Below are 25,253 nucleotides of genomic sequence, written 5' to 3'. Positions count from 1 at the left end.
ACAGCGAGCGCCGTCGCGTCGGATCCGGACGTGTTCGTTCAGGCGAAGGGACCGTCCTTCGCGAAGATGTGGGTGGCGAAGCGCTCGCCCATCCGGCGGTACGCGGCGGCGGTGGGGTGGAGGCCGTCGGCCAGATCGTCCGCCTCGTCCGGGGCGAGCAACTCGCGGCCGTCGAGATAGTAGAGGTGGGGATCACGCGTCTGCCGGGCGGCCACGATCCGTTCCAACTCGGCACGGACCACTGCCAGCGTCAACGCCCCGGCGGCCACCTGTGCCGAGTCACCCAGGGCGGTGATCTTCCCGTCCGGGCCCATCGCTGTCGGACCGGGAGTCTCCTCGACCGCCGGACAGCTCACCGGAGACATCAGCAGCAGCGGGGTGTCCGGGTGCCCGTCCCGGATCGTGTCCAAGAACCCGTGCACCGCCGGGCCGAACGTCCGCAGCCGGAAGGCGGCCAGAGCCACGATGTTGATGCCCACCTTGAGGCTGATCAGGTCGGCGGGCACATCGCGGATCGTCCGGGCGACATACGGGTCCAGCAGCGCGTTGCCCGCTTGGCTGAGGTTGATCACCTCCACTCCCGCGAGTGCGGCCGCCACCGCCGGCCAGGTGCCGGTCGGGCCGTCGGCCTCAAGGCAGTGGCTGATGGAGCTGCCGTGGTGCACCCAGCGGCGCCGGCCGTCCGGTAGCGGCGGAAGCACGTCGCCGTCGGCGCGCAGTGCCACCAGTTCCGTGGGGGTCTGCTGCGGCAGCCACAGCTCGACGTCCTTCATGCCGGCCGGCAGCCCGGTGAACCGTACGCTCCCCGGATCGCCCGGGATCAGTCGCTGCACGGCCCCGGGGCCCGACATCCGCAGTACGTTGCCCACGGGCGCTTGGCGACGCTCGGCCAGGGCGCCGTTCACCACCAGCTCCAGCATCCCGGTCGGACGGGGTTGGGGGTCGGTGTCGAGCTGTCCTGTGGAGGTGAGCACCTCGAACTCGAGCTCCCGCGCATCGGTGCGGAACACCAGCCGCACGCCCGAAGGCATCACGGTCACCCCGTAGACCGACGGGTTCTGATACTGCTCCTTGGTCCACGCGGGCAACCGGCGTGGCATCACCCCCGTCGGCGTGATCTCCAGATCCAGCGCACCCCGTAACTCCACCGGCCCGCCGACCAACGGAACCGTCCGCATCGCCACCGCCACAGCCACCGCTCCTGTCCAGGGCCAACCCACGATCGGGATTCGTGCACACGCCTGCGAACCCAATGATCAGCAACCTTCGGATGGCAATCAATTGACCTGCGGAGCAAGCCCGTTGGTTGTGGCCGCGCTGATCTTCGGCGTGCACATGATCCAGACCCGAGGAAGTGCTGTAGGGGTGTTCGTACCGTCGTGGGAATTTCCGAATTCGGGCACGCGGAGGCCCTTTCGGGTGCTGTTTCGGTCGTAGGCTGCCGTGCATGTGCGGAATTGTGGGATACGTGGGGTCGCAGTCGGCGCTTGAGATCGTGATGGCCGGGCTGAAGCGGCTGGAGTACCGGGGATACGACTCGGCGGGAATCGCCGTCCTGGCGGATGGGGGGCTGGCGGCCGCCAAGAAGGCGGGGAAGCTCGTCAATCTGGAGAAGGAGCTGACCGAGCGGCCCTTGCCGACGGGGACCACAGGGATCGGGCACACGCGGTGGGCCACGCACGGGGGGCCCACGGACGCGAACGCTCATCCGCATCTCGACAACGCCGGGCGCGTCGCCGTCGTGCACAACGGGATCATCGAGAACTTCGCCGCGCTGCGAGCCGAGTTGGCGGAGCGCGGGCATGAGCTCGGCTCCGAGACCGACACCGAGGTCGTCGCTCACCTCCTCGCCGAGGAGTTCTCCGCCTGTGCCGATCTCGCCGAGGCCATGCGCCTGGTGTGCCGGCGGCTGGAAGGGGCGTTCACGCTGGTCGCGGTGCACGCCGATGAGCCCGATCTGGTCGTCGGTGCGCGGCGGAACTCGCCGCTCGTGGTGGGCGTTGGGGAGGGTGAGGCCTTTCTCGCCTCGGACGTCGCCGCGTTCATCGCCCATACGCGCTCGGCGGTCGAGCTGGGTCAGGACCAGGTCGTCGAGCTGCGGCGGGACGGGGTGACCGTCACCGGGTTCGACGGGCGGCCGGCGGAGGTGCGGTCGTATCACGTCGACTGGGACGCGTCGGCGGCGGAAAAGGGGGGCTATGACTACTTCATGCTCAAAGAGATCGCCGAGCAGCCCAAGGCGGTCGCCGATACGTTGCTGGGGCGCATCGACGCGGCCGGCTCGCTGACGCTGGACGAGGTGCGGATCAGCGCCTCCGAGCTGCGGGAAATCGACAAGGTCGTCATCGTCGCCTGCGGTACGGCCTTCCACGCCGGGCTGATCGCCAAGTACGCCATCGAGCACTGGACGCGTATCCCGTGCGAGGTGGAGCTTGCGAGCGAATTCCGTTACCGGGATCCGATTCTCGATGCCCGTTCGCTGGTCATCGCCATCTCCCAGTCCGGCGAGACGATGGACACGCTCATGGCGCTACGGCACGCCCGTGAGCAGGGTTCCAAGGTGCTGGCGATCTGCAACACCAACGGGTCGACGATCCCGCGTGAATCGGATGCGGTGCTGTACACGCATGCCGGGCCCGAGGTGGCCGTTGCCTCGACCAAGGCGTTTCTGACGCAGTTGGTGGCGTGCTACTTGGTCGCCCTGTATCTGGGGCAGGTGCGGGGCACCAAGTGGGGGGACGAGATCCACGTCGTCATCCGGGATCTGTCGCACATCTCCGGTGAGGTCGAGCGGGTGCTGGAGACCATGGAGCCGGTGCGGGAGCTGGCGCGTTCGCTCGCCCACAAGAACACGGTGCTGTTCCTGGGGCGGCATGTGGGGTATCCGGTGGCGCTGGAGGGTGCGCTGAAGTTGAAGGAGCTCGCCTATATGCACGCCGAGGGGTTTGCGGCGGGGGAGTTGAAGCACGGGCCGATCGCCCTGATCGAGGACGACATGCCGGTGGTCGTGGTCGTGCCTTCGCCTCGGGGGCGGTCCGTCCTGCACGACAAGATCGTGTCCAACATGCAGGAGATCCGGGCTCGGGGGGCGCGGACGATCGTGATCGCTGAGGAGGGGGACGAGGCGGTCGTGCCGTACGCGGATCATCTGATTCGGATTCCGGCGACTCCGACCTTGCTTCAGCCGCTTGTCGCGACGGTTCCCTTGCAGGTGTTCGCTTGTGAGTTGGCGACGGCTCGCGGCAACGAGGTGGACCAGCCTCGGAACCTCGCGAAGTCGGTGACGGTGGAGTGACGGTGGAGTGACGGAAAGGGGCGAACGGCAGTGTGCCGTTCGCCCCTTGATCGATCGGTCAGGACCGGTCTGGACCGGTCAGCCGGTCAGATGGGCAGGCAGGTCGCCGGGACCCAGCCCTCCACGCTGGAGCTGTTGGGGCCGCCGAAGTACCACTTGTTGCTCGTCTTGCCGCAGGCCGTGTAGGAGCCACCCGTGGTGGGCCCCCGGTCGCCGAAGCAGACCCCGCCCGGCTTGCCCTTGCCCCAGACGCCGAGGGCCGTGGCGCTCGTCTTGGGCTGGCTGCGGAGGTTGACGGACTCCTTGGGCTTGACGTTGACGAGCGAGCTGCTGCAGTCCGCCGTCGCCGCGGAGGCGGTGCCGGCGGTGCCGGTGAGGGCCGTGCCTATGAGGGCCGCGGTGGTCAGCGCGGTGCCCAGAGACTTGAACTTCAAGGCTGTGTTCTCCCGTTGTGTGCGTAGCGCTCCGCGTTGGAACGTGAAGCGCTGGTCATCGGGGAGATTACTGGGGGAGGGGGGTTGTGATGATCTCCGGGGTGGCGAGGGCCTGTATGAAGACCGTGAAGGTTGCGGTGTGGAAGGTGAGGGGTGTCCGGGTCGGGGTCTTTGAGTCGCGGACGGCTATGCGGGTGGGGGAGTTGGCGATCTCGACACAGTTGTTGCCGTCGCCGCCGCCCGAGTAGGACGACTTCCGCCAGTTGTCGGGTGTGGTCACGGGGGGCCTCACAGTTCCTTGGCCAGTCTGGAGATGAGGTCACGCGAGCGTGCGGGGTCGAGCGACACAGCTTCCACTTTACGGAAGAGTGTTCGAAAGACGCCCAGCTGGGCCTCGGAGTCGATGAAGCCGGTGCCGTGAGGTGCGTCGCGGACGGCCGTGTCCAGCTTGGGGACGGTGCCTCCGGCCAGCATCATGGGGCTCCATGCCCCACCGAAGCCGTCCAGGTCGAAGGGGACGACGCGCACGGTGATGTGGTCCGCTTCGGAGACCTCCAGAACGCGGGTGAGCTGGGCTCGCGACGTGGCGCGATTGCTGACCCGGATGCGCAGTGCTGCCTCGTGGATGACCGCCTCGTATGAGGTGGGGGTAGGGGCTTCCAGGATCACCTTGCGCTGCATGCGGTGGTGGACTCGCAACTCAAGTTCCTCGTTCGGGAGTTCGGGGATCCTGGAGGAGAAGGCGGCGCGGGCGTAGTCATCTGTCTGGAGCAGGCCGGGGATGAACAGAAGCTCCACGTCGCGCCGGTATGTGGAGTGGTGCTCCAGTTCGGCGAGGTCGAGGAACGGCGTGGGCAGCATGCCTCGGTACTCCTCCCACCAGCCGCGTGTTCGGTCGGTGGCGATGGCGATGAGGGCGTCGATGAGCCCGTCGTCGACGCATGAGTAGTTGGCTGCGAGGCGACGCAGACGCTTCTCGCTCACGCCGGTGAGGCCGGACTCGATCTGATTGATCTGAGTGGAGCTCACGCCAAGCAGCGCTGCCGCCTCCCGGCCTGTGAGACCTGCCGCGTCACGAAGTCGGCGCAGCTCGATGCCCAGGCGCAACTGACGTGCTGTTGGTTCGCGCCTCAACCCCGCCATGGACTGCTCCTCGGTTCAACGCGCTTGTGAGCGCTACTCGTTCGGGGGTCAGATTACGCGACCGGGTTGCTGAACCTTCAAATCCAGGTCTACCGTCAGTGATGTGCCGTAAGCGCTGCGGAAGTGCACCGCTCCGTCCTGCCATGGCGGCCGCGGCAATGACACCGCACGCACAACTCCCCGCCACCCGAACGGAGTTCACCCATGCCCGAAACAGAACCCTGGGAGTACACCCTCTCCATCCCGAACGACGTCCGAGCCGTCACCGTCTCCCGCCGCACCCTCCGGCTGATCCTCACCATGCACGGCCTCATCGGCCTCGCCGACACCGCAGAACTCCTCGCGACCGAGCTGGTCGCCAACGCCGTACGCCACACCAAGGGGCCCGCCGCGCTGCGGGTGCGGTGGTCGGCCGGTGTGCTGCGGATCGGGGCGTGGGACGCCGACCCGGAGCCGCCTGAACCGCCGTGCGCGATGGGCGAGTTGGGTGAGGCGGAGCAAGGGCGTGGGCTGGCGTTGGTGCGGGCCTGTTCGGACCTGTGGGGGTGGCAGCCGCTGACCAGGGAGGGGAATTGCGGCAAGTACGTGTGGTGTGACCTCGCCGCGGCGTAGTTCGTCGATCAGGTCTGACAGGAAGGAGAGCTGATGGTCAGCTCCTCGCACGACGCGAAGCACCGGATCTTCCAAAAGGATCCGGCGCTACTGACCCGGGCGCTGCATTCGCCGGCATGAACGTGGATCTCACCGAGATCGAACCGGTCGAGCGGCGTGTGGACACCCTGCTGCGGGCGGACACGGACGAGGGGGCCTACCTGCTGGTCGTCGAGTCGCAGCGGAAGCCGGACGACAGGAAGCGTGGAAGTTGGCCGTATTACCTCTCGTACTTGTACGAGAAGTACCGCTGCGAGCCGGTACTCATCGTCACCACCCAGAACAGTGCCACGGCCCGCTGGGCCGCGCAGCCGATCCGCCTCGGATTGCCGGGGCACCACTCGCTCTCCGTCCGGCCGCTCGTACTCGGCCCGGACAACGTGCCCGTGATCGTGGACGAGTGGGAGGCTGAACGAGACGTATCCCTTGCGGTGCTCTCGGCGATGACACACGGTCGGGGTCCGCACGCGGCCGCCATACGGGAACCCTTGGCAGCCGCCCTGCGGACCGTCGATGCCGACAGTGCCGCGGCCTTCGTGCAGTTCGTCGACTCATGCCTGGCCGATCCCCAGGCACAGCAGATCTGGAGGGACCTGATGACGGCGATGCAGTACTTCTGGCGGCACCCGCTTGCGCAGCAGGTGCGCGAAGAGGGCATCGAACAGGAACGTGCGGCGAAGGTCCTCAAGCTCCTCGACATGCGCGGCATCCCGATCCCGGCCTCGGCGCGTGAGCGCGTGGAGAGCTGTTCCGACCTCGATCAGCTCGACACGTGGTTCGAGCGGGCGCTCCATGCTGAAAACGCGGAGGACCTGTTCGTTGACGACTGAACCCGACGGCCGGACTCCCTTGAGGCTGCCTTCGTACATCCGCAACGAGTTCATGCGCCGGGCATGGCTGCAGGAAGCGGAGCGTGGCTTCAGGGAAGGGTAAGAGGAGGGCTTTCGGGAGAGGCTTGAGCGGAGAGTCATCGCTCGTCTCTTCGTCTGGCGTGGGATTGAAGTGCCAGGGTCCGTAGGGCTGAGACTGCTGGAGACCACGGACTTGGCCCAGATCCAGAAGTGGCATGATCGCGCTTACGAGATCACCGATCGTGAGGATCTGTTCCGCGAGGTTCCTCCGACCACGCCGTCGCCTGGGGTATGAACCTGTGCTCGGCCGCGTACGCCGCCATACGCACGTTCCGCGCCTCGGCCTCCGGGCCGTCCGGCAAGTGGAATTCGCTGCCCGCCCGCGCGGAACGGGCCTGCATGCCCGTGGCGTCCGCCAGCCGTCGCCGAACGTAGCGGTCAAGCGCGTCGGGAACCCCGGCCCGAGTCGCGTCCGCGATGACGTCACCCAGCACCGCCCCATCCAGGATCGCCTGCGCCGCCCCCTGCGCCTGGAACGGCACCATCGCGTGGGCGCTGTCGCCCAGGAGGGTCACCCGACCGACGTTCCAGCGGGTGAGCGGGGTGCGGGTGTAGACGCCGTAGCGGTACACCTGGCCCGCGCGTTCGAGGACACTCCGCACCCGGGGGTCCCAGTCGGCGAACTCACGCAGATGCTCTCCGGGCTCCGCCTTGGCCGTCCACGACTCCTGTGCCGCCGCCTCCGTGCTGAACACGGCCACGACATTCAGCAGTTCGCCGCGCCGCACCCAGTAGTGGACGAAGTGGCGGTCCGGGCCGAGCCAGGCGGCGAGTGGCGGCAGGCCCAGATCGACCACCTCGTCGGCCGGGATCAGGGCCCGGTAGGCAGCCGTTCCCGAGAACACCGCCTCGTCCTCGCCGAACAGCCACTGCCGGGCCGAGGAGCGGATCCCGTCCGCCGCCACGACCAGGTCCGCGACCAGGCGCTCGCCCGTCGCCGTCGTCACCTGGGCGCGGTCGTCGTCCTGGCCGACGGCGACGACCGGAGTGTTCAGGCGTACCGACTCCGGTGGCACCGCAGCGGCCAGGGCACTGTGCAGATCCGCTCGATGCACCACCAAGTACGGCGCCCCGAACTCCTCCTCCGCCTCGCGGCCCAACGCATAGCGGCAGATCTCCGACCCGTCCGACCAGGTGCGGAAGCTCACGTGGGCAGGGCGGGCGGCCAGCGCGGCGACCGCGTCCAGTACGCCCAGCCGGCGCAGCTCCCGCGTCGCGTTCGGGGCGAGTTGGATTCCGGCGCCCACCTCCGTGAAGCGCGCCGTCTGCTCGACCAGCGTCACCTCGACGCCCGCGCGGCGCAGGCTCAGCGTGGCTGCCAGTCCTCCGATGCCCGCTCCCACGACGATCGCCTTCATACGACGCCCCCACTCGTACGTCGGCACGGTGAGGCGGGGCGGCGTCCCAGTAACGCGCTCTGCTCAGCCCCGTACATCCCGCCAAGCCCCCGGAATCCCCTCGGCCACGTCATGCGCCCCCACCGGCGCCCCGTTCGCCGCGAATCTCGCCGACAGGCCGTGGAGATACGCCGCGACGCTCGCGGCATCCAGCGCCGACAGCCCCGCCGCCAGCAGCGATCCCGCCAATCCCGACAGCACGTCCCCGCTGCCGGCCGTGGCCAGCCACCCGGTTCCCGTGGGATTCACCCGGACCGGGCCCGCGCCCCCGGCGTCGGCGACCAACGTCGTCGACCCCTTCAACAGCACCGTCGCCGCATACCGCCCCGCCAACTCCCGTACCGAAGCCAGCCGAGCCCCCTCGACCTCCTCCCGCGCCACCCCGAGCAGCGCCGCCGCCTCCCCGGCGTGCGGGGTCATCAGGGTCGGTGCCGTACGGTTCCGTACCGCCTCCCGGTCCGCCAGCCGCAGCCCGTCCGCGTCGAGCAGTACCGGTACGTCCGTCGCCAGCACCTCCGCCACCGGCGCCGCGTCGTCACCGGCCCCCGGTCCGACCACCCATGCCTGCACGCGGCCCGCCTTCTTCGGTCCCCGGTCCGACACCAGCGTCTCGGGGAACCGGGCGATCACCGCGTCCCCGGCGGGACCGACGTACCGTACGGCCCCTGCCCCGCCCCGCAACGCCCCCGCGACCGCAAGCACGGCGGCTCCCGGATACCTCGACGAGCCCGCCGCGATGCCCACGACCCCGCGCCGGTACTTGTCCGTCTCCGCCGCCGGCAGCGGCAACAGCCTGGCCACGTCCGTGTGTTGCAGCGCCTCCAGCTCCGCCGCGTCGGCCGGCAGCGCGAGTCCGATGTCCACCAGCCGCACCACCCCGGCGTACTCCCGTGCCGGATCGATCAGCAGCCCCGGCTTGTGCGTGCCGAAGGTGACCGTCAGGTCGGCGCGCATCGCCGGGCCGCGCACCTCGCCCGTGTCCGCGTCCACGCCGCTCGGCAGGTCAACGGCGATCACGGCGGCCCTCGATCGCGCCGCCGCCTCGGCCAGCGGTGCCGCCTGCGGACGCAGCCCGCCCTTGCCGCCGATCCCGACGATGCCGTCCACGACCAGATCGGCGCGCTCGATCAACTCCTCGGCGGCATCAACCCCGGTGACCGTGCCGCCCGCCCGGCGCAGCGCCGCGAGCCCCCCGCCATGCGCCCGCTCCGGCGTCAGCAGCACCGCCCTGACCCCCGCCCCGCGCCTGGCCAGTCGGGCCCCGGCGTACAGGGCGTCGCCGCCGTTGTCGCCGCTGCCGATCAGCAGGACGACCCGGCTGCCGTACACCCGGCCCAGCAGATCCGCGCAGGCGGCGGCGAGTCCGGCCGCCGCCCGCTGCATCAGCGCGCCGTCCGGAAGCCGGGCCATCAGCTCCCGTTCGGCCGCCCTTACCGTCTCCACGCCGTACGCAGTCCGCATGCGATCGAGTCTCCCGTACCGGGCGAAGCGCGTCGCATCCATTGACGCTTTGCCGTGCCTTTGCCAAACTCTCCGGCCCCCACAGGATGAATCGATTCAGTCGAATCCGTTCGACGCGGCACCGGTTCGTCGGTTCGTCCGTTCATCGGTTCGATGAGAGGAACCCCCCATGGGACGCAGAGCCCCCCTGCTCGCCGCCGCCATCGGCGCCACCGCCCTCCTCACCGCCGTCGGTACCCTCACCGCCCCCACCCCCGCCGCGGCCGCCGCCTGCGGTGAAGGCTCCTATCAGGCCGAAGCCACCCTCAGCGGCAGCACCTGGACCGCGCGGCGCGGCAGCAGCACCGTCTACACGGGCGGTGACATGCGGGCCGCCGTCCAGGCGGCCGTGAACAGCCTGACCTCGGGGCGTACCGCCAAGGAGCGGGTGGTGGTGCGGGGTTCGGGATCGATGTCCGCCGGGTCGCGCATCTCCCTGCCCAGCTACACCGCGCTCGACGTCTGCGGCACCATCAACGTCACCGGCAGCGGCTCCGGCGACCAGGCGCCCGTCTACTCGCGGGGCACGCGGGACGTCGAGGTCCAGCATCTGAACCTGACGGGCAGCCCGTTGTACGGGATCTTCATGCGCAATGTCGAGAACGTCGTGCTCGGGCAGATCGACATGCGGCTGTCCGCCGGGCTGGGTGTGCGGATCGACAACCGCGGCAACACCAGCCAGTGGACCCGCAACGTCCGGATCGACAACGTATACGTCTCCGGCGCCTCCAGCCACGCCGTGGAGACCTACGGCGTCGACGGCATCACCATCGGCACGGTGACCGCCCGGAACGTGGGCGAGTCGGGGCTGTTGTTCAACCAGACCATCAACGCCACCGTCGGCAAGGTCGACGCCGAGAACGCCGGGACCGGCACCGGGTACGCCGCCTTCCGCATGGCCAACCGCAACGGGCGGGTCGGCAGCTCCTACCCGACCAACATCCGGGTCGGCGAGGTCATCGCGCGCGGCGGCGGGCGCGGGGTGTTCTGCGTGTCCGAGAGCGGCGGGGCCGTCATCGACCGGGTCAGCATCAGCAACACCGGCAACAACTCGGTCCTGATCGAGAACTGCTCCAACGTCAACCTCGCCGCCCAGAGCGGGACCATCACCGGGGGCGGCGAACTGCGGCTGGCGGCGCGGTCGGAGTTCGCGAACAACCGGGACATCACCGTGCAGAACCTGACCGTGACCAACTCGGCCATCAGGGAGAGTCCCTGCGGCGAGAACACCACGTTCCGGAACATCACGCGGGTGAACAGCAGTCAGTCGATCTGCTGACAGCATCGCGCGGGTGGCGGAGGCTCAGCCCTCCGCCACCACCACCGCCGACGCCACCCCGGCGTCGTGGCTCAGCGACACATGCCAGGAACGCACGCCCAGTTCGGCCGCCCGGGCCGCCACCGTCCCCGTGACCCGCAGGCGTGGCCGGCCGCTGTCCTCGACGAAGACCTCCGCGTCCGTCCAGAGCAGGCCCGCCGGTGCGCCCAGCGCCTTCGCGAGGGCCTCCTTCGCCGCGAACCGGGCCGCGAGCGAGGCGACGCCCCGACGCTCGCCGCTCGGCAGCAGCAACTCGTCCTCCAGGAAAAGCCGTTCGGCCAGCCCGGGGGTGCGCTCCAGCGCCGCCCCGAACCTGTCGATCTCGGCCACGTCGATTCCGACCCCGATGATGCTCATGCCGAGCACCCTATGAGTCCTCGAACGACGGTCCTCGGACGGTCCTCAAAAGAGTGACCCCGCCGCGCGCCACCTCCCCGCACGGCAGGCCCTCACGCTTCTGTGAGCGCATGATCAGCGGACGTATCGCATGTCGGAGCATCGCAGTGGTGCTCACCGCGGCCACCTTGCTGCCCGTCGGCAGCGCCTCGGCCGACGACCCAGTGCCCCCGCATTCCGGGCCGCAGTCCGAACTCGTGCCCGCACCTTCCGGGCCGCCGTCGGAACTCGTGCCCTCGCCTTCGGCACCGCCGTCCGAACCCGTGCCCTCGCCATCCGGCCCCCAGCTCGAACCCGCACGCCCCTCTCCCGCCCAGCTCGAACCCGTACCCCCGGATTCCGGCCCGCAGCCCGAACTCGTGCCGGGCGTCCCCCTGAACCCGCTCCCGCTCTGGCAGACCGACACGCCCGACCAGGCGTTGCCGCCGAAGGTGTACACGCCCAGCGCCGAGGAGGACGCCGTCGAGCCGCAGGACGCGGCGGAGGGGACGTACGACCGCGTGGAGTACGTCCCCCGCGAGGACGCCGTCGAGGACGTGGACTGCAGCGAGCGGACGGGCCCTCAGCAGCGGCAGGTCGAGCGGTGGCTGAAGCTGGAGGTGGACGGGGAGCAGTCGGTCGCCGACTGCCGGGCCATCCGCGCCTTCCAGACCGAGCACAAGATCGAGCCCGCCACCGGGTTCGCCGGGCCCGTGACCTGGGGCACCATGCAGCTCCTCTCCGCCCGCAAGAACCCGAACGCCGAGAAGAAGTGCCCGGTGCGGGCGTACCGGGTCGCCTGTGTCGATCTCGACCGGCAACTGATGTGGGTGCAGGACGGCAGGAGGGTCGTGTTCGGGCCCGCTTCCATCCGGAGCGGACGGGAGGGGTTCGGGACGCGGACCGGGTGGCACGCGGTCTACTGGCGGCACAAGAACCATGTGTCGTCGCTGTACCACAGCCCCATGCCCTACTCGCAGTTCTTCAACGGCGGCCAGGCCTTCCACGGCGTCTACGGCGGCCTCTTCACCCCCATCGGTTCGCGGGGCTGCGTCAACATGACCCTGGACGACGCCCGGGCGCTGTGGGGCGTGCTGAAGAAGGGCGACCGGCTGTACGTGTGGGGGCACAGGCTGGAGGAGTAGGAGGTCATGGCTCCCGGCCCGGCGGCGTTGTCGGACCCCTCTGAGACACTGGGGGCGCGATGACAGAGACAACAGCCCTGCGGACCGCGCCCCTGCGCGCCCGCGCCGAGATCGATCTGGCCGCCCTGCGGGCCAATGTGCGAACCCTGCGCGCCCTCGCGCCGGGCGCGGCCCTGATGGCCGTCGTGAAGTCGGACGCGTACGGCCACGGGGCGGTGCGATGCGCCCGCGCGGCCGTCGAGGCGGGCGCCCAATGGCTGGGTACGGCCACGCCCGAGGAGGCCCTCGTGCTGCGGGCCGCCGGGGTGGACGGCGTACGGATCATGTGCTGGCTGTGGACGCCGGGCGGGCCCTGGCGGGAGGCCATCGAGGCCGACCTCGACGTCTCCGTGAGCGGGATGTGGGCCCTGCGGGAGGTCACCGAGGCCGCCCGGCAGGCCGGCGCCCCCGCGCGCGTGCAGCTCAAGGCCGACACCGGGCTCGGACGGAACGGCTGCCAGCCGGGTGAGGACTGGGCCGAGCTGGTCCGCGAGGCCCTGCGGGCCGAGGCCGACGGGCTGATCCGGATCACCGGGCTCTGGTCGCACTTCGCCTGCGCCGACGAGCCCGGGCATCCGTCCATCGCCGCCCAGCTCTCCCTCTTCCGGGAGATGGTCGCCCACGCCGAGACGCAGGGCGTGCGCCCCGAGGTGCGGCACATCGCCAACTCGCCCGCCACCCTCACCCTCCCGGACAGCCACTTCGACCTGGTGCGCACCGGCATCGCGACCTACGGCATCTCGCCCAGCCCCGAGCTCGGCAGCCCCGCCGACTTCGGGCTGCGCCCCGTGATGACGCTGTCGGCGTCCCTCGCGCTGGTCAAGCATGTGCCGGGCGGCCACGGCGTCAGCTACGGGCACCGCTACACGACCCCCGGCGAGACCACCCTCGGCCTCGTCCCCCTCGGCTACGCCGACGGCATCCCGCGGCACGCCTCCGGCGCCGGGCCGGTCCTGGTCGGCGGCAAGTGGCGGACGGTCGCGGGACGGATCGCGATGGACCAGTTCGTCGTCGACCTGGGCGGGGACGAACCCGAGCCGGGCGCGGAGGCCGTGCTGTTCGGACCCGGCGACCGCGGCGAGCCCACCGCCGAGGACTGGGCGCAGGCCGCGGGGACCATCGCGTACGAAATCGTCACCCGGATCGGAACGCGCGTTCCTCGCGTCTATAGGGATGGGTCCCTGTGATGTGGTCGTGCGATGTGGCCATGTGATCCGGTCGTGCGGTGCGGCCAGGTGATGCGTCCACGTGATGCGTCCACGTGACGGTGGTCCTAGGAATGAGTCCATGGGCATGCGTTCATGGGCATGCGTTCATATGAACGTGGAACCAAACGGGTAACCAGAGGAGCGGTACGTGAGCGAGAGCAGCGCGGAGGCCGTCGCGGCCGTCGCCTCCGCCACGGGGGCGGCCGCCAACTGGCGCAGGGCGACCGGCTTCGCCGGTGCGGCGATAGGCGTGATCGCGGCGGGCGCCGCCGCGGGCGTCGCCATAGAGCGGATGACGGTGGGCCGGGGCATGCGGCAGAAGGCCCGCCTCGCCCTGGACTCGGCGGGACCGTACGGCTCGCTGCGCGGCACGCCCGGCAAGGCGTACGCCGACGACGGCACGGAGCTGTACTACGAGGTCGACGACATCGACCCCGAGGCCGCCCCCGCCCTCACCCCGCGCCGCCGACGGCTCTTCGGCCGCAAGGCACCCGCCCCCGTCACCGTCGTCTTCAGCCACGGCTACTGCCTCAACCAGGACTCCTGGCACTTCCAGCGCGCCGCGCTCAGGGGCGTCGTCCGCACCGTCCACTGGGACCAGCGCAGCCACGGCCGGTCCGGGCGGGGCGTGGCCCAGGCGCAGGACGGCCGGCACGTCGACATCGAGCAGCTCGGGCGCGACCTGAAGGCCGTCATCGACGCCGCCGCGCCCGAGGGGCCGCTGGTGCTGGTGGGCCACTCCATGGGCGGAATGACGGTCATGGCCCTCGCGGACCAGTACCCGGAGCTGATCGGCGACCGTGTCGTCGCCACCGCCCTCGTCGGTACGTCCTCCGGGAAGCTCGGCGAGGTCAACTTCGGGCTGCCCGTCGCGGGAGTGAACGCCGTGCGGCGCATTCTGCCGGGCGTGCTCAAGGCGCTGGGGCAGCGGGCCGAGCTGGTCGAGAAGGGGCGCCGGGCCACCGCCGACCTGTTCGCGGGGATCATCAAGCGGTACTCGTTCTCGTCCCGGGACGTCGACCCGGCCGTCGCCCGGTTCGCCGAGCGGATGATCGAGGGCACGCCGATCGACGTGGTCGCGGAGTTCTACCCGGCCTTCGCCGACCACGACAAGGCCGAGGCGCTCGCCCACTTCACCGACATGCCGGTGCTCGTGCTGGCCGGGGTGGGCGACCTCGTCACGCCCAGCGAGCACAGCGAGGCGATCGCCGACCACCTGCCGGACGCCGAGCTGGTCCTGGTGCCGGACGCCGGGCACCTGGTGATGCTGGAGCACCCGGAAGTGGTCACCGACCGTCTGGCCGACCTGCTCACCCGCGCGGGTGCGGTGCCCGCAGGGGCTACCGTAAGTGGCTATGGAAGCACCAGCAGCACCGCGCGACGCGGGTGACATCGAGCTGACCGTCACTTCTCCCGACCAGATGCGGGAGCTGGGCCGCCGCCTCGCCAAGCTGCTGCGCGCGGGCGACCTCCTGATGCTCAGCGGGGAGCTCGGCGCGGGCAAGACGACGCTGGCCAGAGGGCTCGGCGAGGGACTGGGGGTCAGGGGCGCGGTCACCTCCCCGACCTTCGTGATCGGCCGTGTGCACCCTTCCCTCGGCGACGGTCCGCCGCTCGTCCACGTCGACGCCTACCGGCTGTCCGGCGGCCTGGACGAGATGGAGGACCTCGACCTCGACGTCTCGCTGCCCGAGTCGGTGATCGTCGTGGAGTGGGGCGAGGGCAAGGTCGAGGAGCTGACCGAGGAGCGGTTGCAGGTAGTGATCCACCGGGCGGTCGGAGACACGACCGACGAGGTGCGGCACGTGACCGTGACCGGGCTCGGGGAGCGCTGGGCGGCGGCGGATCTGAGCGTGCTGTCCGCCTGAGCCGGATGAACATTCCGACAAGACGTCGGCAAAATATTGCGTTTGCGGTCTTGCGCGTGGTCACATGGTATCCAGTCCGTAGTTAGGTCTACCTAACTACGTCCCCTCCCGGCCCCAGGAGGCGTCCATGTCGGCTTCGGAGAACGCTTCGGAGAACAAGGTCCAGCAGCGGCCGCATGTGGTTGCCGGGGTGTCCATGCGCGATCTGCTGGCGGCCGGCGCCGCCGCGAACCTGATCTCCACCCCGCCGCGCGTCCCCGAGCCGGAGACGACCCGACCGCCGGCCGAGCACGGGCACCGCGAGCACGGGCACCGCGAAGCGGCTTAGGGCATCACGGCTAGGGGATCACGGCCACGGCTCGGCCGATCGTCGCGAACTCCCACATCGCGTCGCCGTCCGCGCGTGACCCGCGGATGCCGCCCGTCTGCACGTCCGGCTCGGGTACCGGCACCGAGCCGTCCACGGCCGCGCTGAAGCCGATGGTGACGTCCTCCACGGTGGCGAAGCGGACGACGTGCTCGACGGGGGTGCCGTCGCTGCCGGTGACCGAGTTCGAGCGGGACGTGACCGCGTAGACGCCCGGCGCGGGGTCGACCGTTCCGGGGGAGACGCGGAACGTGCGCTTGACCGTGTCGCCCGCGCCGACCAGCCACACCCGCTCGTCGTCCACCGAGTACACGACCCGCACACCCGTACCGGACCCGGCGGGCAGCGCGGCAGGGTCCTTCGGGTCGCGGGGAGTCTTGGACATACCCACGTCGGGTGAGCTTTTCGCGTGCGGCCTGCCCAGGCCGGCCGGGACGCTCGCCGAGGCCTGGAAGCCGAGGAAGCCGATGGTCGCGAGGGCCACCGCGGTGAGTCCCACCACGAATCCGGCGCTGCTGCCTGCCACCGTCGCCCACCTCGGTTGTTCGCTCGTACGTCGCGCTTTCGCTCGACCGTAGCAGCCGTGAGGCGTCCGACCGGGTCGGCGCTTCCTGGGGCGTGAGCGCCGTAGGCTGTTTGCGTGCTCTTGCTCGCTCTGGATACCGCCACCCCCGCCGTCACCGTCGCGCTGCACGACGGTACGGACGTCATCGCCTCGTCGAGCCAGGTGGACGCGCGCCGTCACGGCGAGTTGCTGCTGCCGGCCGTCGACCGGGTCCTCGCCGAGGCCGACGTGAAGCTCGACGCCGTCACCGGCATCGTCGTAGGCATCGGACCCGGCCCCTACACCGGGCTGCGCGTCGGTCTGATGACCGCCGACACCTTCGGGCTCGTCCTCGGCGTCCCCGTGCACGGCGTGTGCACGCTGGACGGCCTCGCCTACGCCGCCGACATCGAGAAGGGCCCGTTCGTCGTCGCGACCGACGCCCGGCGCAAGGAGGTCTACTGGGCGCGGTACGCCGACTCCCGCACCCGCCTCACCGACCCGGCCGTCGACCGCCCCGCCGACATCGCCGACCAGGTCGCCGGACTGCCCGCCGTCGGCGCGGGCGCGCTGCTGTACCCCGACACCTTCCCCAGCGCCCACGAGCCCGAGCATGTGTCGGCGGCGGCGCTCGCGGCCCTGGCCGCCGAGAAGTTGGCGGCGGGCGAGGAACTCCCCGCGCCCCGGCCGCTGTACCTGCGCCGGCCTGACGCCCAGGTCCCCAAGAACTACAAGGTGGTCACCCCCAAGTGACCGAGCCCGTGACCCCTTCCGCCGCTCCCTCCGGTCCCGCGCTGCGCGAGATGCGCTGGTGGGACATCGACCGTGTGCTGGAGCTGGAGAAGGACCTGTTCCCCGAGGACGCCTGGTCCCGGGGCATGTTCTGGTCCGAGCTGGCCCATGCGCGCGGGCCCGAGGCGACGCGGCGCTATGTCGTCGCCGAGGGGGCCGACCGGCTGGTGGGATACGCCGGCCTCGCCGCCTCCGGGACCGGATCCGACAGCGGCTTCGCCGCGGTCGCCGACATCCAGACCATCGCCGTCGCCCGTGACCACTGGGGTACGGGGCTCGGCGGCCGTCTCCTCAACGAACTGCTGCGCGCCGCGAGCGACTTCGAGTGCGCCGAAGTGATGCTGGAGTGCCGTGTGGACAACGTCCGCGCGCAGAAGCTCTACGAGCGCTACGGCTTCGAGGCGATCGGCTTCCGGCGCGGCTACTACCAGCCGGGGAACGTCGACGCGCTGGTGATGCGCCTGACCACAGCGCCCGAGAGCGGCACCGCCGCGGGCGAAGACTCCGTACAAGGAACCGAGATCAATGGCTGACTCGCGGGACGAACCCCTCGTCCTCGGCATCGAGACCTCCTGTGACGAGACCGGCGTCGGCATCGTCCGCGGCACCACCCTGCTCGCCGACGCCGTCGCCTCCAGCGTCGACGAGCACGCCCGCTTCGGCGGCGTCGTGCCGGAGGTCGCCTCCCGGGCGCACCTGGAGGCGATGGTCCCGACCATCGAACGCGCGCTGAAGGAGGCGGGGGTGAGTGCGCGGGATCTGGACGGGATCGCCGTCACCGCCGGCCCCGGGCTCGCGGGCGCGCTGCTGGTCGGCGTGTCGGCGGCGAAGGCGTACGCCTACGCGCTGGGCAAGCCGCTCTACGGCGTCAACCACCTCGCCTCCCACATCTGCGTGGACCAGCTGGAGCACGGCGCGCTGCCGGAGCCGACGATGGCGCTGCTGGTGAGTGGGGGACATTCGTCGCTCCTGCTGTCGTCCGACATCACGTCGGACGTCCGCCCGCTGGGCGCCACCATCGACGACGCGGCGGGCGAGGCCTTCGACAAGATCGCCCGTGTGCTCAACCTCGGCTTCCCCGGTGGCCCGGTCATCGACCGCTACGCCCGCGAGGGCGACCCGAACGCGATCGCGTTCCCGCGCGGTCTCACCGGCCCGCGCGACCCCGCGTACGACTTCTCCTTCTCCGGTCTGAAGACGGCGGTCGCCCGCTGGATCGAGGCCAAGCGGGCGGCGGGCGAGGAGGTTCCGGTCCGGGACGTCTCGGCCTCCTTCCAGGAGGCGGTCGTCGACGTGCTGACCCGCAAGGCCGTCCGCGCCTGCAAGGACGAGGGCGTCGACCACCTGATGATCGGCGGCGGTGTCGCCGCCAACTCCCGCCTGCGGGCCCTGGCCCAGGAGCGCTGCGAGGCGGCCGGCATCCGGCTGCGGGTGCCCCGGCCGAAGCTGTGCACGGACAACGGGGCGATGGTGGCCGCGCTGGGCGCGGAGATGGTGGCCCGTAACCGGCCGGCGTCCAGCTGGGACCTGTCGGCGGACTCCTCGCTGCCGGTGACGGACCCACATGTGCCGGGCACCGACCACTCCCACGACCATGTGCACGAGGTCAGCAAGGAGAACCTGTACTCGTGACGGTCGCGCTGATGTGGGAGGCGCGGGCGGTTCCGGGCCGCGGCGAGGAGCTGCTCGCCTGGGCCCGGGCGCAGGAGTTGGCGGTACGGCCGCTGCGCCGGGAGATCTTGCGGGCGCCGCAGGACCGGGTGCTCGTCGTCACCTGGTGGGATGCGGAGTTCGACGCGGAGCTTCCCGAACTGCCGGAGCCGGACGGGGAGTTGGTTGCTCGGGCGGTGCATCGGTGGCGGTTCGAGTCCGTCGACGTGCGGACAGGGTGAGCCCGAGAGCGGCTACCAGGACCGCTCTGCGCGGGGCCGGGGGTCGGTCCCCCCTCGGTCACTCCGGCCCCGACACCTCCGCGTCGCACCGCAACCGTCGGTCCGTACCCAACTCCCGTACAGGGCCCGTGAGTTTCAGTCGAGCCGTATGCCGTACGTCCGCACTCGACGCCGCCAACCGCAGCTCCAGCGCACCCGGTTCAACCACCCTTCGACCCGACCGGTCGGTGAACGACGACAGATCCGCGTGGAACCGGAAGCTCACCCGGCCCGCCTCCCCCGGCGCCAACTCCACCCGCTGGTACCCGATCAGCCGCACATCCGGCCGCGTCACCGACGCCACCGGATCGTGCAGGTACAGCTGGACCACCTCCGCCCCCTCGCGGTCGCCCGTGTTGCGGACCGTCACCGACACGTCGTACGAGCCGTCCGTGCCGATCTCCGTGAGGGCCTCGCCGCCGGTGAAGTCCGTCCACTCGAACGTCGTGTATGAGCGCCCGTGCCCGAACGCGTACAGCGGCGTCGGGTCCAGATTGCTGACCTCTCCCGCCAACCCCAACGGCGGCTGAAGGTACGTCCACGGCTGCCCCCCGGGCACCCGCGGCACGCTCACCGGCAGCCGCCCCGAGGGATTCACCCGCCCCGACAGCACGCCCGCCACGGCCGGGCCGCCCTCCTCCCCGGGGAAGAACGCCTGGACGACCGCCGCCAGCCGCCCCTGCCAGCGGCCGAGTGCGTACGGGCGGCCGGTGAGGAGGACCAGGACCACCGGGATGCCGGTCGCCACCAGCGCGTCCAGCAACTCGCCCTGTACGCCCGGCAGTCGGAGGTCCGTCACATCGCAGCCCTCGCCCGACGTGCCCCGCCCGAACAGCCCGGCCCGGTCGCCCAGTACCGCCAGGCACACGTCCGCCTCCGACGCCCGCGCCACCGCCTCCTCGAAGCCCGCCGGGTCCGGGTCGGCGACGTCGCAGCCCTCGGCGAAGGTCACCTTGGCGTCGGGGAGTTCGGTGCGCAGTGCCTCCAGGACGGTCGGGATGTCGATGCCCATCGGCACCTCGGGGTGGTGCGTGAGGACGTGGGAGGGGAAGGAGTAGCAGCCCAGCATGGCCAGGGCGTCCGCCGCGCGCGGGCCCACGACCGCGATACGGGTGTCCGGGGGGAGGGGCAGGGTCCCGTCCGGGTTGTCCAGCAGGACCACCGACTTCTCCGCCAGCCGACGGGCGACGGAACGGTTCGCGGGGGAATCCAGGTCGAGGTGCGTCGTCCGCGGCTCAGGGGTCCACTCCTCGTCCAGGAGGCCGAGTTCGCACTTCTGGAGCAGGACCCGGCGGGCCGCCCGGTCCACCAGCTCCTCCGGGACCTCGCCCGATCGCACCGCCTCCACCAGCGGTTTCCCGTAGCACTTCAGGGTCGGGAGCTCTACGTCGATACCGGCAGCCAGCGCCGCGTGCGCCGCCTCCGCAGGGCTGCCCGCCACACGGTGCAGCGTCTGGAGGAAGCCGATGCCGAAGTAGTCGGCGACCACCGTGCCCGTGAAACCCCATTGCTCGCGGAGGAGTTCGGTCAGCAACCCCGGGTCCGCCGACGCCGGCACCCCGTCCGTCTCGTTGTACGCCGCCATCACCGAGCGCGCCCCGCCCTCGCGCAGCGCCATCTCGAACGGGGGGAGGGTGATGTCCGCGAACTCCCGGATGCCGGCCCGTACCGGTGCCAGGTTGCGCGCGCCCGCCGAGGACGCGTACCCGGCGAAGTGCTTGAGCGTCGCGACGATCCCGGCCGACTCCAGGCCCCGGACGTAGGCCGCACCGATCGTGCCGGTCAGGTACGGGTCCTCGCCGATGGTCTCCTCGACCCGGCCCCAGCGCGGATCGCGTACGACGTCCAGGACCGGCGCGAGACCCTGGTGGATGCCGGCCGCGCGCAGGTCGCCGCCGATGCGCCGGGCCATCTCCTCGACGAGCGGCGGGTCGAAGCTGGCGCCCCAGGCCAGCGGTACCGGGTAGGCGGTGGCCTGCCAGGCCGTGAAGCCCGCCAGGCACTCCTCGTGCGCCACCGCAGGGATGCCGAAACGGCCCGCCTCGGCGATACGGCGCTGGGCGCGGGCCAGTGCCTGCGCGCCCAGCGCCGGGTCCACGGGGGCGGTGCCGAAGGAGCGGGTGAGCTGGCCGAGGCCGTGGGTGATCAGCTCCGCCCAGTCGTAGTCGACGGTCATGTCGTGCTGGTGCGGGGCGACCCCCTCGCCGTCCGAGGCGGCGCCCACCCACACGCCGTACAGCTGGGCGGTCTTCTCCTGCAGGGTCATCCGGGAGAGGAGGTCGTCGACGCGGGTGGCGGCGGGCAGGGCGGGGTCGCGCCAGGGGGCGGTGGTCATGAAACTCCTGTCGGGGCGATGGCCCACTCGCGAATGTTTCGTTGTTCACCTCGAATGTTCCGGGAACTTAGGGGCGGCGAGAAGGGTTCGTCAAGAGGCCGCGCAGGGATACGATCGCCGCCATGACTGCCCGTGAGCCCGCTGAAACCCGGACGACCGAGTCGGAAAGCCCGACGACAGAGTCGAAGACCCGGACGGCAGAGTCGGAAAGCCGCTCGACACCGTCGGAAACCCGGAGGACCACCACCGCGGCGCCGACGGCCGGCCGGTCCACGCAGACCGCGACACTCGCCGAGATCGCCCGCGAGGCCGGCGTCTCCGCGCCGACTGTTTCGAAGGTCCTCAACGGACGTGCCGACGTCGCCCCGGCCACCCGCACCCGGGTGGAGGGGCTGCTGCGCGCCCACGGCTACCGGCGCCGGCGCGCCGAGGCGAGCCGCTCGCCCCTGATCGACCTGGTCTTCCACGAGCTGGAGAGCGCGTGGGCGATGGAGGTCATCCGGGGGGTGGAGAACGTCGCCCGGGACGCCGGGCTGAGCGTGGTGCTGAGCGAGAGCGCGGGGCGGCTCACACCCGGGCGGACCTGGGCCGACCAGGTGGCCGCCCGCCGCCCGCACGGCGTGATCCTGGTGCTGTCCGGCCTCGACGAGTCCCAGCGCGCCCTGCTCACCAGCCGGTCGATCCCGTTCGTGGTGATGGACCCGGCGGGCGACCCGGGCGCCGACGTGCCGTCTATCGGGGCGACCAACTGGCAGGGCGGGCTCGCCGCGACCCGGCATCTGGTCGAGCTGGGGCATCGCAGGATCGGCGCGATCACCGGACCGTCCCGGATGATGTGCAGCCGCGCCCGCATCGACGGCTACCGGGCCGCCCTGGAAACGGCGGGGCTCCCGGTCGACCAGGACCTGATCCGGCCCGGCGACTTCCACCACGAGACCGGCTACCGACAGGGGCTGGAGTTGCTGCGCCGCCGGGACCGGCCGACAGCCGTCTTCGCCGGCAACGACCTCCAGGCGCTCGGGCTGTACGAGGCCGCGCGCGAGCTGGGGCTGCGGATCCCGGAGGACCTGAGCGTGGTCGGCTTCGACGATCTGCCGGTCGCACGCCTGGTGGGGCCGCCGCTGACGACCGTACGGCAGCCGCTGACGGAGATGGCGGAAGCGGCGGCCAAGCTGGTCCTCGACCTGGCGCGGGAGGAGGGGACGCCGGCGGCTACGCGGGTGGAGCTGGCGACGAGTCTGGTGGTGCGCAGCAGTACGGGGGAGCCTCCGGCGCTTTAGCGGGAGAGGCGGGTTCCTGCATTGACGGGTGTTTCCCGGCGCCTCACACTGCACCGAAGCCAATCGGTTGTTCAACCGAAACTTTCGGAGGCACCCGCAATGAGATCTCTGAGAACCGGCTTATCCCTGGCGGCACTCGTCACCTGCCTCGGGACGCTGCTCACGGCGCCCGCCGCGCACGCCGCCGACACCCCGCTCCGCGACCTCGCCGCCGCCAAGGGCAAGGTCATGGGCACCGCCGTCACCGGCTCCAAGCTCACCGGCACCTACGGCGACATCGCGGGGCGGGAGTTCAACGCACTGACCCCCGGCAACGCCATGAAGTGGGGCTCCGTCGAGCCCACACGCGGCACCTTCAACTGGGCCGAGGCCGACCAGATCGTCGACTTCGCCGAGGCGCACGGCCAGCAGGTGCGCGGTCACACCCTGGTCTGGCACAGCCAGAACCCGAGCTGGCTGACGAACGGCAGCTGGACCTCGGCCGAGCTGAGCCAGTTGATGACCGACCACATCGCCACCGAGGTCGGCCGCTACAAGGGCAGACTGGCGACCTGGGACGTGGTGAACGAGCCGTTCAACGAGGACGGCACCTACCGCCAGACGCTCTGGTACAACGGCCTCGGCGCCGACTACATCGCCCAGGCCCTGACCGCCGCCCGCGCCGCCGACCCGAGCGCCAAGCTCTACATCAACGACTACAACGTCGAGGGCGTCAACGCGAAGAGCACCGCCCTGTACAACCTGGTCAGGTCGCTGAAGGAGCGGGGCGTACCGATCGACGGGGTCGGGCTCCAGGCCCATCTGATCCTCGGCCAGGTGCCGTCCACCTTGCAGCAGAACATCCAGCGGTTCGCCGATCTCGGCGTCGACGTGGCGATCACGGAGCTGGACGTCCGTATGCAACTGCCCTCGGACAGCGCCAAGTTGACGCAGCAGGCCGCCGACTACAAGGCGGTCATGAACGCCTGCCTCGCCGTGTCCCGCTGCGTCGGCGTCACGGTCTGGGGCTTCACCGACTCCGACTCTTGGATCCCGAGCACCTTCCCGGGGCAGGGCGCGGCGACGCCGTACGACGAGAACTTCGCGCCGAAACCGGCCTACCACGCCATCGCCGAGTCGCTCGGCGGCGGCACGACGACCCCGCCGCCCACGGACGCGTGCACGGCGGCCTACAGCGTCAGCAACCAGTGGAACACCGGCTTCACCGGGCAGGTCCGGATCGCCTGCTCCGGGGCGGCCCTGTCGTCCTGGAAGGTGAGCTGGACGTTCGGTGCGGGGCAGCAGCTCACACAGGCCTGGAACGCGAGCTGTACACAGTCGGGGGCGACGGTCACCTGTTCCAACGCCTCGTACAACGGGACGGTTCCCGACGGCGGTTCGGTGACTTTCGGGTTCAACGGGTCGTGGAGCGGGAGCAATCCGGTGCCGACGGTGACGCTGGGCTGATCTTGGGCTGATCTTGGGCTGATCCTGGAGTGATCCTGGGCTGAGAAGTCTGAGATTTTCCGAAGAAAACCGGGTCTGACGTTCCTGCCCGTAATAATTCGGACTTACGTTCCCTCCGTGACTGGACGAGACGCGAACGCGAACGAGAACGGGGACGACGGCAGACGAGCGGGCCGGCGGTCGAAGGTGCTGAAGACCGCCGGCCTGATCCTCGCGGGCGCCTTGGTGCTGGGCGTGGGGACGGCGGGCTGGGCCTACTGGCACCTGAACGACAACATCAAGAGCGTCGACATCAACAGCGCCCTCGGCGACAACCGCCCGCAGCGGGCGATGACGACACCGGCGCCCTCGACCTCGTCCTCCGCGTCCCCCCTGCCCACCGGGTCGCTGAACATCCTGGTCCTGGGCTCGGACTCGCGCAGCGGCGAGGAGAACCAGGAGCTGGGCGGCGGCAGCAGCACCGGCGCCCGCTCGGACACGGCGATGGTGGTCCACATCGACGCCGGCCGCACGGAGGCGACGGTCGTCAGCATCCCGCGCGACACCCTGGTCACCCGCCCGTCCTGTCCCCTGTCGTCGGGTGGTTCGACGGAGGAGGCGTACCGCACGATGTTCAACAGCGCGTACGCGATCGGCGGCCCCGTCTGCGCGGTGAAGACGGTCGAGTCCCTCAGCGACGTCCGCATGGACCACTACATCGAGATCGACTTCTCGGGCTTCGCGAAGCTGGTGGACGCGCTGGGCGGCGTCACCGTCACGACGGACGACGACATCGACGACGAGGACAGCCACCTCCGACTGGAGGCGGGCACCCATCACTTGGACGGCGAGCAGGCGCTGGCCCTGGCCCGCACCCGGCACGGCATCGGCGACGGCAGTGACCTGGGCCGCATCGGCCTGCAACAGAAGCTGGTCAAGGCACTCCTGGACCAGATCTCCACCGCCGGCCTCCTCACCGACCCGGCCCAGCTCTACCGCGTGGCCGACGCGGTGACGGGCAGCCTCACGACGGACACCGGGCTGGACTCGCTGAGCGAGCTGATGAGCCTCGGGCAGAGCCTGAGCGGGTTGTCGTCGGACGCGGTGCGGACGGTGACGATGCCAGTGGTGCCGGCGGCGTCGGATCCCAACCGGGTGGTGGCGGAGGAGCCGGAGGCGGGGGAGTTGTGGGAGTCGCTGCGGTAGGAGTGCGTGGGTTCGCGTACGCCTGAGGTGACCCCGCGCGCCCACCATGAGCACGTTCACCTCCTGTGCATGGAGGGGCGCGGAGAGTT

General features: G+C 70.8%; 24 protein-coding genes and 1 pseudogene. 16 read left to right on the top strand and 9 right to left on the bottom strand.

What is annotated here, in order from left to right:
* Positions 1-38 precede the first annotated feature (38 nt).
* Positions 39-1,178 carry a GDSL-type esterase/lipase family protein gene (locus tag BLU79_RS09660; protein ID WP_093905511.1) on the bottom strand — a complete coding sequence of 380 codons (1,140 nt, stop codon included), beginning with the start codon at positions 1,176-1,178 and terminating at the stop codon, positions 39-41.
* 269 nt (positions 1,179-1,447) lie between these two features.
* Between BLU79_RS09660 and glmS the strand changes: the two genes are divergently transcribed.
* On the top strand, positions 1,448-3,295 hold the full coding sequence (gene glmS / locus BLU79_RS09655; RefSeq protein ID WP_093905240.1) for a glutamine--fructose-6-phosphate transaminase (isomerizing): 1,848 nt from the start codon (positions 1,448-1,450) through the stop codon (positions 3,293-3,295).
* 86 nt (positions 3,296-3,381) lie between these two features.
* On the opposite strand, the gene BLU79_RS09650 is transcribed toward glmS, so the two are convergent.
* The 3 genes from BLU79_RS09650 to BLU79_RS09640 all read right to left on the bottom strand — a co-directional run bounded on the left by BLU79_RS09650 (position 3,382) and on the right by BLU79_RS09640 (position 4,872).
* Positions 3,382-3,729 carry a hypothetical protein gene (locus BLU79_RS09650; protein ID WP_093905239.1) on the bottom strand — a complete coding sequence of 116 codons (348 nt, stop codon included), beginning with the start codon at positions 3,727-3,729 and terminating at the stop codon, positions 3,382-3,384.
* A 67-nt stretch (positions 3,730-3,796) separates the two neighbouring features.
* Positions 3,797-4,009 carry a DUF397 domain-containing protein gene (locus tag BLU79_RS09645; RefSeq protein ID WP_093905238.1) on the bottom strand — a complete coding sequence of 71 codons (213 nt, stop codon included), beginning with the start codon at positions 4,007-4,009 and terminating at the stop codon, positions 3,797-3,799.
* Positions 4,010-4,017: 8 nt separating this feature from the next.
* Positions 4,018-4,872 carry a helix-turn-helix domain-containing protein gene (locus tag BLU79_RS09640; RefSeq protein ID WP_093905237.1) on the bottom strand — a complete coding sequence of 285 codons (855 nt, stop codon included), beginning with the start codon at positions 4,870-4,872 and terminating at the stop codon, positions 4,018-4,020.
* Between the two features lie 204 nt (positions 4,873-5,076).
* Here BLU79_RS09640 and BLU79_RS09635 point away from each other — a divergent pair, with 204 nt between their 5' ends.
* Positions 5,077-5,484: an ATP-binding protein gene (locus BLU79_RS09635; RefSeq protein ID WP_093905236.1), complete on the top strand. Its 408-nt coding sequence runs from the start codon at positions 5,077-5,079 to the stop codon at positions 5,482-5,484.
* A 33-nt stretch (positions 5,485-5,517) separates the two neighbouring features.
* Positions 5,518-6,353: pseudogene (locus BLU79_RS09630) on the top strand (hypothetical protein).
* A gap of 254 nt (positions 6,354-6,607) precedes the next feature.
* Here the strand turns inward: BLU79_RS09630 and BLU79_RS09625 are convergent.
* Together BLU79_RS09625 and BLU79_RS09620 are read right to left on the bottom strand one after the other, a co-directional pair.
* A complete protein-coding gene (locus BLU79_RS09625; RefSeq protein WP_093905235.1) occupies positions 6,608-7,792 on the bottom strand; it encodes an FAD-dependent monooxygenase in 1,185 nt (394 codons plus the stop codon).
* A 63-nt stretch (positions 7,793-7,855) separates the two neighbouring features.
* Complete coding sequence (locus tag BLU79_RS09620) at positions 7,856-9,292, bottom strand: NAD(P)H-hydrate dehydratase (RefSeq protein ID WP_093905234.1); 1,437 nt, start codon at positions 9,290-9,292, stop codon at positions 7,856-7,858.
* A 169-nt stretch (positions 9,293-9,461) separates the two neighbouring features.
* On the opposite strand from BLU79_RS09620, the gene BLU79_RS09615 reads away from it, so the two are divergent.
* A complete protein-coding gene (locus tag BLU79_RS09615) occupies positions 9,462-10,610 on the top strand; it encodes a hypothetical protein (protein ID WP_093905233.1) in 1,149 nt (382 codons plus the stop codon).
* Positions 10,611-10,634: 24 nt separating this feature from the next.
* On the opposite strand, the gene BLU79_RS09610 is transcribed toward BLU79_RS09615, so the two are convergent.
* Positions 10,635-11,006 carry a holo-ACP synthase gene (locus tag BLU79_RS09610; protein ID WP_093905510.1) on the bottom strand — a complete coding sequence of 124 codons (372 nt, stop codon included), beginning with the start codon at positions 11,004-11,006 and terminating at the stop codon, positions 10,635-10,637.
* A gap of 302 nt (positions 11,007-11,308) precedes the next feature.
* Here BLU79_RS09610 and BLU79_RS09605 point away from each other — a divergent pair, with 302 nt between their 5' ends.
* From BLU79_RS09605 to BLU79_RS09585, 5 genes are all read left to right on the top strand, one after another.
* Complete coding sequence (locus tag BLU79_RS09605; protein WP_256333231.1) at positions 11,309-12,169, top strand: L,D-transpeptidase family protein; 861 nt, start codon at positions 11,309-11,311, stop codon at positions 12,167-12,169.
* A gap of 59 nt (positions 12,170-12,228) precedes the next feature.
* Positions 12,229-13,395 carry an alanine racemase gene (gene alr, locus BLU79_RS09600; protein ID WP_093905231.1) on the top strand — a complete coding sequence of 389 codons (1,167 nt, stop codon included), beginning with the start codon at positions 12,229-12,231 and terminating at the stop codon, positions 13,393-13,395.
* Between the two features lie 169 nt (positions 13,396-13,564).
* Positions 13,565-14,806 (top strand): alpha/beta fold hydrolase, encoded by a 1,242-nt coding sequence (locus BLU79_RS09595; RefSeq protein ID WP_093905230.1) that lies wholly within the window; start codon positions 13,565-13,567, stop codon positions 14,804-14,806.
* On the top strand, positions 14,772-15,284 hold the full coding sequence (gene tsaE, locus BLU79_RS09590; protein ID WP_093905229.1) for a tRNA (adenosine(37)-N6)-threonylcarbamoyltransferase complex ATPase subunit type 1 TsaE: 513 nt from the start codon (positions 14,772-14,774) through the stop codon (positions 15,282-15,284). Before BLU79_RS09595 ends, tsaE begins: the two co-directional genes overlap by 35 nt.
* A gap of 127 nt (positions 15,285-15,411) precedes the next feature.
* Positions 15,412-15,612, top strand: coding sequence for a hypothetical protein (locus tag BLU79_RS09585; protein ID WP_093905228.1), 201 nt, complete (start codon positions 15,412-15,414; stop codon positions 15,610-15,612).
* Positions 15,613-15,622: 10 nt separating this feature from the next.
* Here BLU79_RS09585 and BLU79_RS09580 read toward each other — a convergent pair whose 3' ends face one another.
* Complete coding sequence (locus tag BLU79_RS09580) at positions 15,623-16,177, bottom strand: hypothetical protein (protein ID WP_093905227.1); 555 nt, start codon at positions 16,175-16,177, stop codon at positions 15,623-15,625.
* 114 nt (positions 16,178-16,291) lie between these two features.
* Here BLU79_RS09580 and tsaB point away from each other — a divergent pair, with 114 nt between their 5' ends.
* The 4 genes from tsaB to BLU79_RS09560 are packed head-to-tail and all read left to right on the top strand — an operon-like array spanning position 16,292 to position 18,879.
* Positions 16,292-16,948 (top strand): tRNA (adenosine(37)-N6)-threonylcarbamoyltransferase complex dimerization subunit type 1 TsaB, encoded by a 657-nt coding sequence (tsaB, locus tag BLU79_RS09575; RefSeq protein WP_093905226.1) that lies wholly within the window; start codon positions 16,292-16,294, stop codon positions 16,946-16,948.
* Positions 16,949-16,998: 50 nt separating this feature from the next.
* Entirely contained in the window at positions 16,999-17,520 is a 522-nt protein-coding gene (rimI, locus tag BLU79_RS09570; RefSeq protein ID WP_093905509.1) for a ribosomal protein S18-alanine N-acetyltransferase, read from the top strand.
* The gene (gene tsaD, locus BLU79_RS09565; RefSeq protein WP_093905225.1) at positions 17,513-18,619 is read left to right on the top strand and encodes a tRNA (adenosine(37)-N6)-threonylcarbamoyltransferase complex transferase subunit TsaD; all 1,107 of its coding nucleotides are present in this window, start codon (positions 17,513-17,515) and stop codon (positions 18,617-18,619) included. The genes rimI and tsaD overlap by 8 nt, the downstream gene beginning before the upstream one ends.
* Positions 18,616-18,879: a hypothetical protein gene (locus tag BLU79_RS09560; protein ID WP_093905224.1), complete on the top strand. Its 264-nt coding sequence runs from the start codon at positions 18,616-18,618 to the stop codon at positions 18,877-18,879. The genes tsaD and BLU79_RS09560 overlap by 4 nt, the downstream gene beginning before the upstream one ends.
* A 58-nt stretch (positions 18,880-18,937) precedes the next feature.
* Here the strand turns inward: BLU79_RS09560 and BLU79_RS09555 are convergent, their stop codons facing one another.
* Positions 18,938-21,253, bottom strand: coding sequence for a beta-xylosidase/alpha-l-arabinosidase (locus BLU79_RS09555; protein ID WP_093905223.1), 2,316 nt, complete (start codon positions 21,251-21,253; stop codon positions 18,938-18,940).
* A 122-nt stretch (positions 21,254-21,375) separates the two neighbouring features.
* On the opposite strand from BLU79_RS09555, the gene BLU79_RS09550 reads away from it, so the two are divergent.
* From BLU79_RS09550 to BLU79_RS09540, 3 genes are all read left to right on the top strand, one after another.
* Positions 21,376-22,533, top strand: a complete 1,158-nt coding sequence (locus BLU79_RS09550) for a LacI family DNA-binding transcriptional regulator (RefSeq protein WP_256333229.1) — start codon at positions 21,376-21,378, stop codon at positions 22,531-22,533.
* Between the two features lie 99 nt (positions 22,534-22,632).
* Positions 22,633-23,979 carry a glycoside hydrolase family 10 protein gene (locus BLU79_RS09545; protein WP_177000954.1) on the top strand — a complete coding sequence of 449 codons (1,347 nt, stop codon included), beginning with the start codon at positions 22,633-22,635 and terminating at the stop codon, positions 23,977-23,979.
* Between the two features lie 117 nt (positions 23,980-24,096).
* Complete coding sequence (locus BLU79_RS09540) at positions 24,097-25,164, top strand: LCP family protein (protein WP_093905222.1); 1,068 nt, start codon at positions 24,097-24,099, stop codon at positions 25,162-25,164.
* Positions 25,165-25,253: the final 89 nt, after the last annotated feature.

The sequence above is a fragment of the Streptomyces sp. cf386 genome, from assembly GCF_900103585.1.
Lineage (GTDB): Bacteria > Actinomycetota > Actinomycetes > Streptomycetales > Streptomycetaceae > Streptomyces.
Note: the sequence above shows the minus strand (reverse complement) of the source record. Positions and strands in the feature narration are given on the sequence as shown.